This window comes from Pseudomonas hormoni (genome assembly GCF_018502625.1).
Classification (GTDB): domain Bacteria; phylum Pseudomonadota; class Gammaproteobacteria; order Pseudomonadales; family Pseudomonadaceae; genus Aquipseudomonas; species Aquipseudomonas hormoni.
In genome coordinates, this window is record NZ_CP075566.1 from 2,357,745 (window position 1) to 2,374,191 (window position 16,447).

A 16,447-nucleotide genomic window follows, 5' to 3' on the forward strand; every position below is an offset into this window, starting at 1 on the left:
GTTCGGGCTCTACAGGCAGTGATGTCCAAATCTTGTCCGGCGGTCGGTTTTCACACAGCCCGCAACAGCATTGTCTAGAGTTTCAAGTGTCGGTAGCCACGCTGCCGCCACCGTGATCGTCCAGAAAAACCCGGCAAAAGTACCGGGTCTTCACCTGATCAGGAGTGCACGATGGACCTCAACCGTCGTCAGTTCTTCAAGGTCGCCGGTATCGGCCTTGCAGGCTCGAGCCTGGGCGCGCTGGGCATGTTCCCGGCGCCAGCCTTCGCCGAGCAGGTGCGCCACTTCAAGCTTGCCCACACCCATGAAACCCGCAACACCTGCCCGTACTGCTCGGTCGGTTGCGGCTTGATCATGTACAGCCAGGGCGATGCCGCCAAGAATGTCGCGCAAACCATCATCCACATCGAAGGCGATGCCGACCATCCGGTCAATCGCGGCACGCTGTGCCCGAAAGGCGCGGGCCTGCTGGACTTCATTCACAGCCCCGGCCGCCTGCAATACCCGCAGGTGCGCAAGCCGGGCAGCAGCGAATGGACGCGGGTGTCGTGGGATGCTGCGCTGGATCGCATCGCCGACCTGATGAAGGCCGACCGCGACGCCAACTTCATCGAGAAGAATGACCAGGGCCAAACGGTGAACCGCTGGCTGACCACCGGTTTCCTTGCGGCCTCTGCGGCGTCCAACGAAGCGGGCTACATCACCCACAAGGTCATTCGCAGTCTCGGCATGCTGGGGTTCGATAACCAGGCGCGTGTCTGACACGGCCCGACGGTGGCAAGTCTTGCCCCGACGTACGGCCGTGGTGCCATGACCAATACCTGGACCGATATCGCCAACGCGAATCTGATCCTGGTGATGGGCGGCAACGCAGCAGAAGCGCACCCGTGCGGTTTCAAATGGGTGACCGAAGCCAAGGCGCACAACGCCGCGAGGCTGATCGTGGTCGACCCGCGATTCACCCGCACCGCGTCCGTGGCCGACTATTACGCGCCCATCCGCACCGGCACCGACATTGCCTTTATGGGCGGACTGATCAATTACCTGCTGACCGAGGACAAGATCCAGCACGAGTACGTGCGCAACTACACCGACGTGTCGTTCATCGTCAAAGCCGGGTATGGCTTCGAGGACGGAATCTTCAGCGGGTACGACGTGGCCAAGCGCGCGTATACCGACAAGTCCGGCTGGGGTTATGAACTCGGTGAAGACGGCTTCGTCAAGGTCGACCCGACCCTGCAAGACCCGCATTGCGTCTACCAACTGATGAAGCAGCATTACAGCCGCTACAACATCGAGCTGGCCAGTCAGATTTGCGGCATGCCCGTGGAGGCCATGCAAAAGATCTGGGATGAGATTGCCACCTGTTCGCAACCGGGCAAGACCATGACGATCCTCTATGCCCTGGGCTGGACGCAGCATTCGATCGGTTCGCAGATCATTCGCAGCGCCGCCATGGTGCAGTTGCTGCTGGGCAACGTCGGCATGCCGGGCGGGGGCGTCAATGCCTTGCGCGGGCACTCCAATATCCAGGGGCTGACCGACCTCGGGCTGCTGTCCAATGCGCTGCCGGGCTATCTGACGCTGCCGCAGGACGCGGAGCAGGACTACAACGCCTACATCACCAAACGCACGCAAAAACCCTTGCGGCCGGGGCAACTGTCCTACTGGCAGAACTACAGCAAATTCCACGTCAGCCTGATGAAAGCCTGGTACGCCGGCAACGCCACGATCGAGAACAATTGGGCGTATGACTATTTGCCGAAACTCGACATCCCCAACTACGACATTCTCAAAGTGTTCGACCTGATGGGGCAGGGCAAGGTCAACGGCTACATGTGCCAGGGCTTCAACCCGATTGCCGCGCTGCCCGACAAAAACCGGGTGATGGCGGCGCTGGCCAAGTTGAAATGGCTGGTGGTGATGGACCCGCTGTCCACCGAAACCTCGGAGTTCTGGCGCAACGTCGGTCCCTACAACGACGTGGAAACCGCGGGCATCCAGACCGAAGTGATTCGCCTGCCCACCACCTGTTTCGCCGAGGAAGACGGCTCGCTGGTCAACAGCAGTCGCTGGCTGCAATGGCACTGGAAAGGCGCCGACGGCCCTGGCGAAGCGCGCACCGACGTACAGATCATGAGCGAGCTGTTCCTGCGCCTGCGTCAGCGCTATCAAGCCAATGGTGGTACTTATCCCGACCCGATCCTCAAACTGTCGTGGCCCTACAAGATTGCCGACGAACCGACGCCGGAAGAGCTGGCCAGGGAAATTAACGGCTACGCCACGACCGACTTCACCGATGCGACGGGTGTGGCGATCAAGGGCAATGCGCAACTGGCCGGCTTCGGCCAACTCAAGGACGACGGCAGCACCGCGTCAGGCTGCTGGATTTTCTGCGGCAGCTGGACCGAGACCGGTAACCAGATGGCCCGGCGCGACAACAGCGACCCGTACGGCATGAAACAGCATCAGGGATGGGCGTGGGCCTGGCCGGCAAACCGACGGATTCTCTACAACCGCGCCTCGTGCGACCCGCAAGGCAAACCGTGGGACGAGAAAAAACGTCTGGTGTGGTGGAACGGCAAAGTCTGGGGCGGAACCGACGTGCCGGACTTCAAGGCCGACTCGCCACCGGAAGCCGGCATGAACCCGTTCATCATGAACCCCGAAGGCGTGGCGCGGTTCTTTGCCGTGGACAAGATGAACGAAGGCCCGTTCCCGGAACACTACGAGCCGTTCGAAACGCCCATCGGCATCAACCCGCTGCACCCGGATAACAAGAAAGCCACCAGCAACCCGGCAGCGCGGATCTTCGATTCGGTGTGGGATTCCCTCGGCGTAGCCAAGGACTATCCGTACGCCGCCACCAGTTACCGCCTGACCGAGCATTTCCACTTCTGGAGCAAGCATTGCAAGCTCAACGCAATTGCCCAGCCGGAGCAGTTCGTCGAGATCGGCGAGGTGCTGGCCAAGGAAAAAGGCATCGTTGCCGGTGACCGGGTGCGGGTCAGCAGCAAGCGCGGGCACATCGAAGCGGTGGCGGTGGTGACCAAGCGGATACGTCCGCTGCAGGTCAACAATCAGGTGGTGCACCAGATCGGCATCCCGTTGCACTGGGGATTTACCGGGCTCACGCGTCACGGATACCTGACCAACACCCTGGTGCCGTTCCTCGGCGATGGCAACACTCAGACCCCGGAATCCAAGTCATTCCTGGTCAACGTGGAGAAAGTCTAAATGGCCAGCCAAGACATCATTGCCCGTTCGGCCACCACGACGGTTTCGCCATCGGTGCGCAATCAGGAGGAAGTGGCCAAGCTGATCGACACCACCAAGTGCATCGGCTGCAAGGCCTGCCAGGTCGCCTGTTCGGAATGGAACGAGTTGCGCGACGACGTCGGTCACAACCTCGGCACTTACGACAATCCCCAGGACCTGAGCGCCGAAACCTGGACCCTGATGCGCTTCACCGAGCACGAAACCGACGCCGGCAACCTCGAGTGGCTGATCCGCAAGGACGGCTGCATGCATTGCGCCGAGCCGGGCTGCCTGGCGGCGTGCCCGAGTCCAGGGGCGATCATCAAGCACGCCAACGGCATCGTCGATTTCGATCAGGACCATTGCATCGGCTGCGGTTATTGCATCACCGGCTGCCCGTTCAACATCCCGCGGATCTCGCAAAAGGATCACAAGGCCTACAAGTGCACGCTGTGCTCCGACCGGGTCGCGGTGGGCCTGGAACCGGCCTGCGTGAAAACCTGCCCGACCGGAGCGATTGTGTTCGGCACCAAGGACGACATGAAGGAACACGCCGCCGAACGCATCGTCGACCTCAAGAGCCGCGGCTTCGCCAACGCCGGTCTGTACGACCCCGAAGGTGTGGGCGGCACGCACGTCATGTACGTGTTGCATCACGCCGACACGCCGGTGCTGTACGCCGGTTTACCGAACAGCCCGACGATCAGTCCGCTGGTGGAGTTGTGGAAAGGCGTGAGCAAACCCTTGGGTCTGTTGGCCATGGGGCTGGCGGTGCTGGCCGGGTTCTTCCATTACGTGCGCATTGGCCCGCAGATTGTCGAGGAAGACGAACTTCCGATCCTCAAAGACTCTGCGGTGCATGAAGTCGACCCGGCGGTGCACACCTTCGATCCGCGCGGGGAGGACAGACCATGATTCGCAAACAGATCCTGCGCTACACCTCGAACCAGCGCACCAACCACTGGCTGGTGGCGATCTCCTTCTTCATGGCGGCGCTGTCGGGGCTGGCGCTGTTTCATCCGGCGCTCTTCTGGCTCAGCAACCTGTTCGGCGGCGGGCCGTGGACGCGCATCCTGCATCCGTTCATGGGCGTGGTGATGTTCGTGTTGTTCCTCGGTCTGGTGATTCAATTCTTTCGGGCGAACTTCTTTATCAGCAATGACCGCTTGTGGCTGCGCCGCGTCGGGCGGGTGATCCAGAACGAGGAGGAGGGCGTACCGCCGATCGGCAAGTACAACCCGGGGCAGAAGCTGCTGTTCTGGACGTTGCTGCTGTGCATGCTGGTGCTGCTGTTCAGCGGGTTGGTGATCTGGCGCGCGTATTTCAGCGAGTATTTCGGCATCACCTCGATTCGCTGGGCGATGCTGCTGCATGCCTTGGCGGGATTTGTATTGGTGTTGAGCATCATCGTGCACATCTACGCTGGTATCTGGATCAAGGGCTCGGTCAGCGCCATGGTGCATGGCTGGGTCAGCCGCGCCTGGGCAAGGAAACACCATGAACTCTGGTACCGGGAAGTGACGCGCGACGAACACCCCGAACGGCCGGTCAGTAAAAAAGGATAAGCACCTTGGCGACGATTCTTGAGCCTGGCGAGATTGAAGCGGCGGCAAGTTCACCGCCGTTTCTGCACCTGCCGCCGAACAACCTGTTTGCGTTGCGCGCGCGGCGACTGGAACGGTTGGCCGAGGGGCATCCTTTGGCCGATTACCTGCTTTTGGTGGTTGGGTTGTGTGATGTTCAGCAGCAGTTGATGGACGCTCCTCCCGTCGCTGCGTCGCCGGACCCCGAACGCCTGCTGGTTTGCCAGCAGCATGGCTTGCCGCCGTTCGCTGCCGACAGTCTGGTGCGCGAGGACGATTGGTTGCCTTGGCTCGATGCGCTGTTGCGGCGTTATAAGCCACCGGCGCAACTGGAAGTCGAGAACGCGATAATCCGTTTGCGCAATGCCAGCGTCGGCCAACTCAAAGGCTGGGCAATTGCTTTGGTCAGTGGCCAGTTTGCGTTGCTGCCTGCGGCGTTGGTGCCGTTCCTGGGCGCGGCATTGCAGGTCGTCTGGAGCCATTGGTTGCTGAACACGCCTGATCTGGTCTTGAAACCTGGCGACAGCCTCAGCCAGTGTCCGGCCTGCGGTTCGCCGGCGATGGCCGGGGTGATCCGGCATCGCGGCAAACACAATGGCTTGCGCTATCTGGTGTGTTCGCTGTGTGCTTGTGAATGGCATGTGGTGCGGGTCAAATGTGTGTATTGCGAGCAGAGCAAGGGACTTGAATATGTCAGCCTTGATGATGACCGCCATGCCGCCAATCAGGCGCCGTTGCGGGCTGAGGTCTGTCCTGGCTGTCGCAGTTACCTGAAGTTGTTGTATCTGGAGAACGATGCTGATGCTGAAGCGCTGTCGGGTGACTTGACTAGTCTGATGCTGGATATGCGCTTGGAGCAGGAAGGGTATCAACGGCTAGCGCCGAACCTTTTGTTTGCGCCTGGGGGGGATTGAGTCTGTCTTGTTGGGGAATGCTGGGGGGGCATATCCGTTTCTTCGGTAACGGCGGCTATTGGTTTCGCCCTTACGGCGAGTCACTTGGAAAAACGGAACGCCGCCCGGCGCAAAGTAACCAAGCGCTTTTGCCCCTTTCGTTCGGTGCCTCGCTAATGCTCGGCATGCCCTCGCTCCGGTCCTGCTCCGTGGGCCCGCCGCCATCGGGCATCCATGGCCGGGGGCGGCTACCGCGGCATCCTTGCCGCGGTGCCCACCGCGCAGAACCTCCACTCGGCCTCTCGATATAGGTTGCGACTACCGCCACAGCACCGCGAGGCGGCCTTACCGGCCGGCCTGGCTCTTTGATCGAACGCATTCCCCCTGTGGGAGCTAGCCTGCTAGCGATGGACGTTAACGTTAACGCGTGAGGTCTGAATGAACGCGGTGTCTGGACGTCCATCGCTAGCAGGCTAGCTCCCACAGGTATGAGTTCGCTCCAGTTGTTGATCTGGCTTTAGCTTTGGCTTTTGATCTGGTTTTTGACCTTGATCTGCCCCGTCGGAAGGCCGAGCGCAGGTTCTGCGCAGTGGGCAACCCGGCATGGATGCCGGGTTAGCCGCCCCCGGCCATGGATGGCCGATGGCGGCGGGCCCACGGAGCAGGACCGGAGCGAGGGCATGCCGAGCCATAGCGAGGCACCGTACGTCAGGGGCGCTGGCGCTTGGTTACTTGGCGCTCTTCCAAGTAACCCGCCGTAAGGGCGGAACCAATAGCAGCCGTTACCGCAGCAACGGATATGTACACCATCAAAACCTACGTCTCCTGATACACCGTCATCGCAGGCAAGCCAGCTCCCACAGGGTTTCGGGTACATCCGCGAGAACAGAGGTCGTCTGTCAGGCCGCCTTCGCGAGTAGGCTCGCTCCCACAGGGGTTCCGGGGACATCCGCAAAAACCGGTCGGCTGTCAGGCCGCCATCGCAGGAGCGCCAGCCGTACGCAGATCCATTGCAGGCGCGAGCCCGCTCGCAAATAACCTCACCGACTACACTCAGGCGGTCAGCCGTTTACGGGAGCCCCTGATGTCCTCCAGATCCGCCAGCCCGGCCTTGCGGCTACCTTCCATCGACCGTTTGCTGCGCCATCCGGCCTGTCAGCCACTGGCCGAGCGCTACGGACGCGAGGCGCTGCTGGCCAGTTTGCGGCAACTGCTGGATGACCTGCGTGAACCGGTCATTTCAGGGCAACTCGACGCCCTGGAAATCACCCCCGAAACCCTCGCGGGCAGGGCAGGCGAGCGCCTTGCCCAACGACATCGCAGCCATGTCCGTCGCGTATTCAATCTCACCGGCACCGTGCTGCACACCAATCTCGGTCGCGCGTTGTTGCCACAGGAAGCGATTGACGCGGTGCAGATGGCCGCCCGTTATCCGCTCAACCTGGAATTCGACCTGCACAGCGGCAAGCGCGGCGACCGAGACGACCTGATCGAAGGCCTGATCCGCGAACTGACGGGTGCCGAAGCCGTGACCGTGGTCAACAACAACGCGGCCGCCGTGCTGCTGACGCTCAACAGTCTGGGCGCGCGCAAGGAAGGGATCATTTCCCGGGGCGAACTGATCGAAATCGGCGGTGCGTTTCGCATTCCCGACATCATGGCGCGGGCCGGGGTGAAGCTGCATGAAGTCGGGACCACCAATCGCACCCACGCCAAGGATTACGAAGCCGCCATCGGCCCGCGCAGCGGTCTGGTCATGCGCGTGCACGCCAGCAACTACAACATTCAGGGCTTCACCACGAGCGTGCCGACCGCTGAACTGGCGGAGCTGGCGCACAAGCATGGTTTGCCGCTGCTCGAAGACCTCGGCAGCGGCAGCCTGCTGGACCTGACTCGCTGGGGCTTGCCCGCCGAACCAACCGTGCGCCAGGCATTGCTCGACGGTGCGGACATCGTCACCTTCAGCGGCGACAAACTGCTCGGCGGCCCGCAGGCCGGGCTGATTGTCGGCCGTAAAGAGCTGATCGCGAAGATCAAGAAGAACCCGCTCAAGCGAGCATTGCGCGTCGATAAACTGACCCTGGCCGCCCTCGAAGCCGTGCTGGGTCTGTATCGCGATCCGGATCGCCTGGCGGAACGCCTGCCGAGTTTGCGCCTGCTCACCCGCCCGCAGGCAGACATCCTCGCCCAGGCCGAACGCCTGCAACCATCGCTGGCCAGGGTGTTGGGCGAGGGCTGGAGCGTCAGCGCAGTGCCGGCGCTGGGCATGATCGGCAGCGGCAGCCAACCGGTGGCGCGCCTGCCGAGTGCGGCGTTGTGCCTGCGACCGGATGTCAGCAAGCGCATACGCGGTCGGCGGTTGCTTGATCTGGAGGCTGCCTTCAGAAAACTGGCCATTCCAGTGCTCGGTCGCCTCGATGACGACGCACTGTGGCTGGATCTGCGGCAACTGGACGACGAGCCGGCGTGGCTGGCGCAACTCGATCAACTGCAGGTGCCCGGGTGATCGTCGGCACCGCCGGGCACATCGACCACGGCAAGACCGCCTTGCTGCAGGCCTTGACCGGCCAGGCGGGCGACCGTCGCCGGGAAGAGCGTGAGCGGGGCATGACCATCGACCTCGGCTATCTGTATTGCGCGCTCGAACCCGGTGCAGCCCTGACCGGTTTTATCGACGTGCCCGGCCATGAACGCTTCACCCACAACATGCTGGCCGGGGCGCAGGGCATTGATCTGGTGTTGCTGGTGGTGGCCGCCGACGATGGCGTCATGCCCCAGACCCGCGAACACCTGGCCATCGTCGAACTGCTGGGCATTCCTCGGGCACTGATAGCGATCACCAAATGCGACCGGGTCGATCCTTCGAGGGTTCAGGCCGTGCGGGAACAAATCGCCACCTTGCTGGCGCCCGGTCCATTTGCCGGTGCGCTGCAGATTGCGGTGTCGAACACGACCGGCGAGGGCATCGAAACGCTGCGTCAGGCCTTGCTGGCTCCCCAAAAAAACGTCCTCCAGCGCAGTACCCACGGCGGGTTTCGGCTGGCGATTGATCGGGCTTTCAGCGTCGCCGGCGCGGGAATTGTGGTGACCGGCACGGCGTTGTCCGGGCAGGTGACGGTCGGCGACACGCTATTGCTCGGTCCGCAGGGCAAACCGGTGCGGGTACGGGGCCTGCACGCGCAGAATCAGGCCGCCGACAGCGCAACGGCGGGCCAGCGCGTGGCGTTGAACCTGAGCGCCGAGCGTCTGGCGCTGGTGCAGATTCACCGAGGGCACTGGTTGTTGGCCGAGTGGCTGTATGCGCCGACCCAACGCGTGGATATCGACATGCATTTGCTGGCCAGCGAACCCAGGGCATTCGAACATTTTCAGCCGGTGCACGTGCACCTCGGCACTCAGGACGTAACGGGGCGAGTGGCGTTGCTGGAGGGTTCCAGCCTGGCGCCGGGTGAGCGAATGTTCGCGCAACTCCTGCTCAATGCCCCCGTGCATGCGGTGAACGGCGACCCTTTGATCCTGCGCGATCAAAGCGCTCAACGCACCCTCGGCGGTGGCCGGGTGCTGGACCCGTTCGCGCCATCCCGACAGCGCCGAAGCCCAGAGCGACTGGCGCAATTGCAAGCACTGGCCGCGACGACAAATCTGGAAGACGTCTTGCCGGCATTGCTGGCCAACAGCGACACCGGGCTTGACCCGCAGCGTCTGGAGCGCCAGTTCAACCGTCCGCGCGGCACCTGGAATTTGCCCGATGATATGCGCCTGATCGACACACGTCAGGGACAACTGTTGTTCAGTACGCTGCGTTGGGAAACACAAAAAGCCCAGTTGCAGGAGCATTTGATACGCTTTCATCAATTGGAACCGGATCAAATGGGCCCGGACCGGGATCGCCTGCGCCGGTTCACCGGCACGGCGCTGGACCGCGCGACGTTCATCAGCCTGATCGACGAACTACTGGCAAGCGGCGTGATTATCGCCAGCGGACCGTGGCTGCATTTGCCCGGCCATCAGGTACGTTTGAGCGAGGAGGACGAAGCCCTGTGGCAACACCTGCAACCGTTGTTCGAGCAGGCCGGATTCGATTCGCCGTGGGTGCGTGATCTGGGCGGCGATGAGGTGGCGGTGCGCTTGCTGCTGCGCAAGATGGCGCGTCTGGGCCTGATGCATCAAGTGGTCCGTGACCTGTTTTACACCGATGCGATGCTGCGTCGCCTGGCGGCTATGCTCTTGCAACTGGCGGCGCAAAACGAGGTGATTCAAGTCACGGCGTTTCGCGATGCGGTGGGCCTGGGGCGCAAACGCAGCATCCAGATCCTCGAATACTTCGACCGCATCGGCCTGACCCGACGCTTTGGCGACAAGCGCCATGTGCGTCTGGACAGCGCACTGGCCCAGCCAACAGAGCACTGAGTTCATGGAAGGCAATCGCGCCCGGTGGCGCGGCCGGGCTTCAAACCCGGTTGGGGACGGCATCCGTTCCCGGGCAGGTTCGACTCCCGCTGCCTTCCGCCATTCCATCAGAAGCGCCCGAAGTTCAACGGGTACTCGATGACCACGTAAACCCGGTCGATATCATCACCGGCCTGGGCGCTGTTGGCCCGGTGCGAGACATGGGACAGTTGCAGTGACAAGCCCTTGGCCGAACCGGACTGCACGATGTAGCGCAAGTCGATGTCGCGCTCCCAATGCCGTCCGCCATCACCTTGTTGCGGCACGTTCGTGCCCAGCGATTCATCGAACGGGTTGTAAGCGCCGCCTTGGGGTGCATGGGTGCCATCAATCTGGCTACCCCTGACATACCGGGTCATGAATTTCAGACCGGGGATGCCATAGGCGCCCAGATCCAGGTCGTAACGCGCTTGCCAGGATTGTTCGTGGGCGCCGTTGAAGTCGGCGTACTTGATCGAGTTGGCGAGGTAAATGGAATCGCCGCCGACGAAATCGAACGGTGTATCGCCGTTGACCTTCTGATAGGCCAAGGTGAAGGCATGGGCATCGACGGTGTATTTGCCCGACAGGCTGAACGCTGTGTTATCGATGGCGCCGGCAAGTGATCGGCCGGTGTCCTGGGTGTGATAAAGATTGGCGTCGAGGAACCAGCCGGACTGTTTGAGGTGCAGATTGCCGTAGTACTGATGCCAGGTGTCGGTCAATTCCGATGCGTACAGGGCTGCGCCGAGAGGGCTTTGCGTAAACAGGTCGGCACCCAGCAATGAAATGCCGCCCGCCTCGGTGTTTGCGCCATAGCCGTAAAAGTTGCCCTTGCCCGAAGAGCCGTCCTGGTTCTTGAACGCCGTAAAGTGGCCGGCGACCAGGTTCATCCCGTCGATTTCGCGACTGTTCAACAGAAAACCGCTGGCGTATTCCGGTTGCAGACGTTTGTCGGCGGTGTCGAAGACCGGGGTTTCGACCATCATTTCACCGAAGGCCAGGGTGGTTTTCGAGGCCTTGATCTTTAATGCGCCGCCGCCACTGGAGTAGTTGTCTTCGCTCCTGCCGTCACTGTCCAGCGGCAATAATCCTGTCCCGGAATGGCCCTTGCCGCCATCAAGTTTCAGCCCCAGAAACCCGTGGGCATCGAGGCCAAATCCCAGGGTGCCGTGGGTGAACCCCGATTCGAACGAGCTGATAAAACCCTGGGCCCATTCCGCCTTGTAACTCTTGCCGGTGGGCGAGGGCGTGCGGTAATCGCTGTTGAGGTAGAAGTTGCGGCTCAACACGTCGACCTTCGAGCCTTCAAGAAAACCTTGCGCCGAGTCATCGGCACGGGCGGCTCCAGTGGTGCTGGCTAAAAGCACGGACAGGCACAATGGCAACCTGACCCGGAGGTCTTGCGAGGAATATTTCATCGGTCAATCACCGCGGGGGAAAGCGACTCCGCAGGCCGCGGAGCCGCTGGTATTGCTTAGTGGCCTTCGGAAGCACCAAACATAGTCTTGGCGTAGATCAGCCCCAGACCGTAGGAGCCACCGTTGGCAATCGAGGTTTTCACGGTTTCATCATAGGTCTCGGTACGTGCCCAGTCGCGCTGCAACTCAAGCAGGTATTGCAACGAAGTCATCGGCCGCGCGCCGATCTGGATCATGCGTTGCATGGCCATTTCATGTGCTTCGGTGCTGACGTCGCCGCAGGCGTCAGCAATCACGTAGACATCAAAACCCTGGTCGATGGCCGACAGCGCCGGGCCGACGATGCACACGGAGGTCCACAGGCCGGCGAGGACGATTTTCTGTTTGCCGAACTTGTTCACTTCAACGGCGATGCGCTCGTCTTCCCAGGTGTTCATGCTGGTGCGGTCGATGACGTTGTGTTCCGGGAACACCGATTTGATTTCGTCGAAGATCGGACCGGAGAAGCTCTTCTCGGCAACCGTGGTGAGGATGGTCGAGACCTTGAAGCCGCGAGCAGCCTTGGCCACCAGCGCAGCGTTGTTGCGCAGGGTCACGGCGTCGATCGACTTGGTCGCAAAGGACATCTGCGACTGGTGGTCGATCATGATCAGCGTGTGGTCGGTCGGGGTCAGCAGGGTTTTGCCGGGAACTGCTTTTGCGATAGCCATGGCGATGTCCTTACGGGTGAGTGAGGAGGCCATGGTTGCGTAAATTCACGCGGGGATATTGAACTGGTGTGCTGTGTTTTGACTTTCTTGCGGGGCGAGATCACCGCGCCGCCCCGCGCAATAAAAGCTATCGCGCGGGACAGTCCGTCATTGCATCACGTAACGACCGGGTGCCGATTCAAGTGCAGGGTACTGCGCGTTGCCGGTGTGCAGCGCCGAAGGCTGGCGTTCACCGGCGTGTTCGGCCAGCCAGGCGAACCAGTCATTCCACCAGCTACCGGGATGTTGCTCGGCATTCTTGAACCAGGTGTCGGGGTTTTTCGTGACCCGGTTGTTGGTCCAGTAATTGCGCTTTTCCCTGGCGGGCGGGTTGATGACCCCGGCGATATGCCCCGACGCGCCCAGCACGAAGCGCTTGGTGCCGGACAGCAGTTCGGTGCTGGCGTAGGCGCTTCGCCACGGCACGATGTGATCGTCATGGGTGGCGAGGATGTACGCCGGCGCGTCGATGGCGCGCAGGTCGAGCTTGACCCCGCAGCAGTCCAGCTCGCCGGATTTCAGGTCGTTCTGCAAATAGGTGTGGCGCAAATACCAGCAATACATCGGGCCTGGGAGGTTGGTGCTGTCGTTGTTCCAGAACAACAAGTCCAGCGGAATAGGCTTCTGACCCTTGAGGTACTTGTCGACGTTGTAGTTCCACCACAAATCATTGGGGCGCAACAGCGAGAAGGTGTTGCCCATGTCCTCGCCCTTGAACAGGCCGATGGGGCCGTCAACGCCACCGATGGTGCGCTCGCGGTAAGCCACCAGTTGCTCGTCGACGAAGATGTCGATTGGGCCGGTGTCGAGGTAATCGAGGAACGTGGTCAACAGGCTCACGCTGCCGATTTCCTTGTCACCGCGCGCCGCCAATACGGCCAGCGCCGAACTCAGCAGCGTGCCGCCAATGCAGAAGCCGACGCAGTTGGGGCGTTGTTCGCCGCTGATTTCACGGGTCACTTGCAGGCCTTTGATGATGCCGGTTTCGATCAGGTCATCCCAGGTGGTGCCGGCATGTGCCTGATCGAAGTTGCGCCACGACATCAGAAACACCGGATGACCTTGTTGTAACAGATGGCGAACCATCGAGTTGTCCGGGCGCAGGTCGAGGATGTAGTACTTGTTGATCGACGGCGGGACGATGAACACCGGGCGCCGATACTGGGTTTCGCTTTGCGGGTAGTACTGAATCAGCTGGAACAGTTCATTCTCGAACACCACTTCGCCAGGGGTGTTGGCCAGATCGACGCCAACCTTGAAGGCGCCGCTGTCGCACTGGCGCATCTTGCCTTCCTGCAGGTCGCTGGCCAGGTGCAACAGGCCTGAGAGCAGGCTGCCGCCTTGAGTGTCCGCGGCCCGCTGCAGAGCATCGGGATTACTCACCAGAAAATTGCTCGGCGCACCCGCGGCGATGGCTTGCTCCACGAGGTACAGCAGGCGCTGGCGGGGTTTCTTGTCTTTGATCGGCAGTTTGTCGAGCAGTTTGAGCAGGAACCCGGCGTTGAGCAGGTAAAACGCGGCGAGGGAGCCGAACAGCGGCTGGCTCCAGTTGCCACTGGCGAAACGTCGATCTTCAAAGGTGAAGGGTTGGCCGGTCATCAACCGTTGGCCGAGGTCCGTCCATTGCAGCTGATAGTCCGACTGAAGGCTGTCCAGGGTGCCGCGCGGCAGGTCGAACCACTCGTTGTATTCCTGCCCGGTAAACCATGGATTGGTGCTGACCCATAAACGTAATTGTTGCACTGCAAAGGAGGCAATGAACGGAACCTGACCGGACCAGAAGGTGTTGAAGGTGTGCGCGTTAGTGTTCATGGAACTCCTTGCCCACATCAGTAAACCGGGCAGAAAAAAACCGCGGTGCCGGAATTCGGCACCGCGTCAGCAGTCAAGCAAGCAGTCCTGTGTTTCTTATTTTTATCGTTCGATGACCAGGCTGACGCCTTGGCCGCCACCGATGCACAACGTGGCCAAGCCTTTTTTGCCGTCACGGCGAATCAGTTCGTGCACCAGCGACACCAGAATCCGCGCGCCCGACGCGCCGATCGGATGACCCAGCGCAATCGCGCCACCGTTGACGTTGACCTTGCGGGTGTCCCAGCCCAGTTCTTTGCCGACCGCCAGTGATTGCGCGGCGAACGCTTCGTTGGCTTCGATCAGGTCGAGGTCGTCCAGGCTCCAGCCGGCTTTTTCCAGCACCAGACGGGTGGCCGGTACTGGGCCGATGCCCATGATCGACGGGTCGACGCCCGCGCTGGCGTAAGCCTTGATGCGTGCCAGCACCGGCAAGCCGAGGGCCTGGGCCTTGGCGGCGCTGGCCAGCAGCAACACGGCGGCGCCATCGTTGAGGGTCGACGAGTTGCCGGCGGTCACGCTGCCGTCTTTCTTGAACGCCGGTTTCAGGTTACTCATGGCTTGCAACGTGCCGCCCGGGCGCGGTTGTTCATCCGTATCGAACACCAGCGGATCGCCCTTGCGCTGAGGGATCAGGATCGGCGTGATTTCACGCTTGAAGTAGCCCGCTTCGATGGCGGCAGCCGCTTTCTGTTGCGAGGCGGCGGCGAAGGCGTCCTGATCTTCGCGGCTGAGGCTGTACTGAGTGGCCAGATTCTCAGCGGTGATGCCCATGTGGTAGTCGTTGAAGGCGTCCCACAAACCGTCCTGAATCACGCTGTCTTGCAATTGCGCATGACCCAGACGCAGACCGGTGCGTGCCTTGGGCAGCACATAAGGTGCCAGGCTCATGTTTTCCTGACCGCCGGCAATCACCAGTTCGGCGTCGCCGCAACGGATCGCCTGAACAGCCAGTTGCACGGCCTTGAGGCCCGAGCCGCAGACCTTGTTCAGGGTCAGGGCAGGAGTGGTAAAGGGCAGGCCAGCCTTGATAGCCGTCTGGCGTGCCGGGTTTTGTCCCGAGCCTGCGGTGAGAACCTGGCCGAGGATCACTTCATCGATCTGCGCACCGTCCAGACCGGTCTCTTCCAGCAGACGGCGAATCACTGTGGCGCCCAGTTCGGTGGCTGGAATCGCGGACAAGGCACCTTGAAAACTGCCAATGGCGGTACGAGTAGCGGCAACGATTACGACTTCGTTCATGCGTGACCTCATTAAGATTTTGTCCAGCGGGAGCAGGGCATCCTTGCCCTGATCGGTCTACTGCATGTTCATGCCGCCGTTCACCGAGAAGTCGGCGCCGGTGCTGTAGCCCGATTCATCGGAAGCCAGCCAGGCAACGATCGAAGCGATTTCTTCGGGTTGGCCGAGGCGCCCGACCGGGGTGGCTGCAATCATGGTGTCGAGGATGTCCGGGCGGATGGCCGCGGTCATGCTGGTCTGGATGTAACCCGGCGAGACGGTGTTGACGGTCACGCCCTTGCCGGACACTTCCCGTGCCAGTGCCATGGTGAAACCGTGGATGCCGGCTTTGGCCGCGCTGTAGTTGGTCTGGCCGAACTGGCCACGCTGACCGTTGATCGAGGAGATATTGATCACTCGTCCCCAGCCTTTGGCCAACATCCCTTCAATCACCTGCTTGGTGGTGTTGAACACGCCGCTCAGGTTGGTGCCGATGACCGCGTTCCAGTCCTCGGGCGTCAGCTTGCGAAAAGAGGCATCACGCGTGATGCCGGCGTTATTGACCAGCACATCGATCGGGCCGAATTGTTCGCGCGCCATCTCGAAGGCCTTGCGCGTCGACTCCCAATTGGTGATGTCGCCGTAGATGCACTCGAACTGATAACCCGCCGCCAACTGAGTGGCAATCCAGTCGTTCTTGCGGGCGGAATCAGCGCTGCAACCGACGATGACCTTGAATCCTTCCTTGTACAGGCGCTGGCTTATCGCCGTGCCAATCCCACCCATACCACCCGTGACCAACGCAATACGACCAAGCGACTTCATAAGCTCCAATCCTTTTTGTATTTTGCGCTGCAAGATGAGGGAGGATTGTTCGGTATTGGCGCGGGATGCGGAAGTGTTGGGAGGTGACGGGCTGGTGTCCAAAGGTGCCATGTCCGGTTTAGTTGCATCTGGGCGACGAATGGCCTGAAACATGGCTAAAAATGAGGATTACCTATACTGGGATCAATATTGGCAACTGAACTACCCGTTAGTCTTTG

General features: G+C 61.3%; 12 protein-coding genes and 1 tRNA gene. 8 read left to right on the forward strand and 5 right to left on the reverse strand.

What is annotated here, in order from left to right:
- Window positions 1–171 precede the first annotated feature (171 nt).
- The 8 genes from fdnG (at window position 172) to KJF94_RS11025 (ending at window position 10,246) form a co-directional block, all read left to right on the forward strand.
- The gene (gene fdnG, locus KJF94_RS10995) at window positions 172–3,237 is read left to right on the forward strand and encodes a formate dehydrogenase-N subunit alpha (RefSeq protein ID WP_214383324.1); all 3,066 of its coding nucleotides are present in this window, start codon (window positions 172–174) and stop codon (window positions 3,235–3,237) included.
- Window positions 3,238–4,173, forward strand: a complete 936-nt coding sequence (fdxH, locus tag KJF94_RS11000) for a formate dehydrogenase subunit beta (protein WP_214383326.1) — start codon at window positions 3,238–3,240, stop codon at window positions 4,171–4,173. It abuts the gene before it with no gap.
- On the forward strand, window positions 4,170–4,823 hold the full coding sequence (locus KJF94_RS11005) for a formate dehydrogenase subunit gamma (RefSeq protein WP_214383328.1): 654 nt from the start codon (window positions 4,170–4,172) through the stop codon (window positions 4,821–4,823). Before fdxH ends, KJF94_RS11005 begins: the two co-directional genes overlap by 4 nt.
- Before the next feature lie 5 nt (window positions 4,824–4,828).
- Window positions 4,829–5,755 carry a formate dehydrogenase accessory protein FdhE gene (gene fdhE, locus KJF94_RS11010; protein ID WP_214383330.1) on the forward strand — a complete coding sequence of 309 codons (927 nt, stop codon included), beginning with the start codon at window positions 4,829–4,831 and terminating at the stop codon, window positions 5,753–5,755.
- A gap of 413 nt (window positions 5,756–6,168) precedes the next feature.
- The gene (locus tag KJF94_RS30760; protein ID WP_489676609.1) at window positions 6,169–6,255 is read left to right on the forward strand and encodes a DUF3693 domain-containing protein; all 87 of its coding nucleotides are present in this window, start codon (window positions 6,169–6,171) and stop codon (window positions 6,253–6,255) included.
- A gap of 563 nt (window positions 6,256–6,818) precedes the next feature.
- Window positions 6,819–8,240 (forward strand): L-seryl-tRNA(Sec) selenium transferase, encoded by a 1,422-nt coding sequence (gene selA, locus KJF94_RS11015; protein WP_214383331.1) that lies wholly within the window; start codon window positions 6,819–6,821, stop codon window positions 8,238–8,240.
- Window positions 8,237–10,144, forward strand: coding sequence for a selenocysteine-specific translation elongation factor (gene selB / locus KJF94_RS11020; protein ID WP_214384836.1), 1,908 nt, complete (start codon window positions 8,237–8,239; stop codon window positions 10,142–10,144). Before selA ends, selB begins: the two co-directional genes overlap by 4 nt.
- A 6-nt stretch (window positions 10,145–10,150) precedes the next feature.
- Window positions 10,151–10,246 (forward strand) — tRNA-Sec (locus KJF94_RS11025).
- A 5-nt stretch (window positions 10,247–10,251) separates the two neighbouring features.
- Here KJF94_RS11025 and KJF94_RS11030 read toward each other — a convergent pair.
- The 5 genes from KJF94_RS11030 to phbB all read right to left on the reverse strand — a co-directional run bounded on the left by KJF94_RS11030 (window position 10,252) and on the right by phbB (window position 16,229).
- Complete coding sequence (locus KJF94_RS11030; RefSeq protein WP_214383332.1) at window positions 10,252–11,583, reverse strand: OprD family porin; 1,332 nt, start codon at window positions 11,581–11,583, stop codon at window positions 10,252–10,254.
- 56 nt (window positions 11,584–11,639) lie between these two features.
- Window positions 11,640–12,293, reverse strand: a complete 654-nt coding sequence (locus KJF94_RS11035) for a hydrolase (protein ID WP_214383333.1) — start codon at window positions 12,291–12,293, stop codon at window positions 11,640–11,642.
- A gap of 147 nt (window positions 12,294–12,440) precedes the next feature.
- Window positions 12,441–14,144, reverse strand: a complete 1,704-nt coding sequence (phaC, locus tag KJF94_RS11040; protein WP_214383334.1) for a class I poly(R)-hydroxyalkanoic acid synthase — start codon at window positions 14,142–14,144, stop codon at window positions 12,441–12,443.
- 102 nt (window positions 14,145–14,246) lie between these two features.
- Entirely contained in the window at window positions 14,247–15,425 is a 1,179-nt protein-coding gene (locus KJF94_RS11045; protein ID WP_214383335.1) for an acetyl-CoA C-acetyltransferase, read from the reverse strand.
- Window positions 15,426–15,482: 57 nt separating this feature from the next.
- Window positions 15,483–16,229: an acetoacetyl-CoA reductase gene (phbB, locus tag KJF94_RS11050; protein ID WP_214383336.1), complete on the reverse strand. Its 747-nt coding sequence runs from the start codon at window positions 16,227–16,229 to the stop codon at window positions 15,483–15,485.
- Between the last annotated feature and the right edge of the window lie 218 nt (window positions 16,230–16,447).

Coding starts and splice junctions, on each gene's coding strand:
- fdxH (WP_214383326.1), top strand. CDS start 3,238: ATGGCCAGCCAAGACATCATTGCCCGTTCGGCCACCACGACGGTTTCG.
- KJF94_RS11005 (WP_214383328.1), top strand. CDS start 4,170: ATGATTCGCAAACAGATCCTGCGCTACACCTCGAACCAGCGCACCAAC.
- selA (WP_214383331.1), top strand. CDS start 6,819: ATGTCCTCCAGATCCGCCAGCCCGGCCTTGCGGCTACCTTCCATCGAC.
- KJF94_RS11030 (WP_214383332.1), bottom strand. CDS start 11,583: ATGAAATATTCCTCGCAAGACCTCCGGGTCAGGTTGCCATTGTGCCTG.
- KJF94_RS11035 (WP_214383333.1), bottom strand. CDS start 12,293: ATGGCTATCGCAAAAGCAGTTCCCGGCAAAACCCTGCTGACCCCGACC.
- phaC (WP_214383334.1), bottom strand. CDS start 14,144: ATGAACACTAACGCGCACACCTTCAACACCTTCTGGTCCGGTCAGGTT.
- KJF94_RS11045 (WP_214383335.1), bottom strand. CDS start 15,425: ATGAACGAAGTCGTAATCGTTGCCGCTACTCGTACCGCCATTGGCAGT.
- phbB (WP_214383336.1), bottom strand. CDS start 16,229: ATGAAGTCGCTTGGTCGTATTGCGTTGGTCACGGGTGGTATGGGTGGG.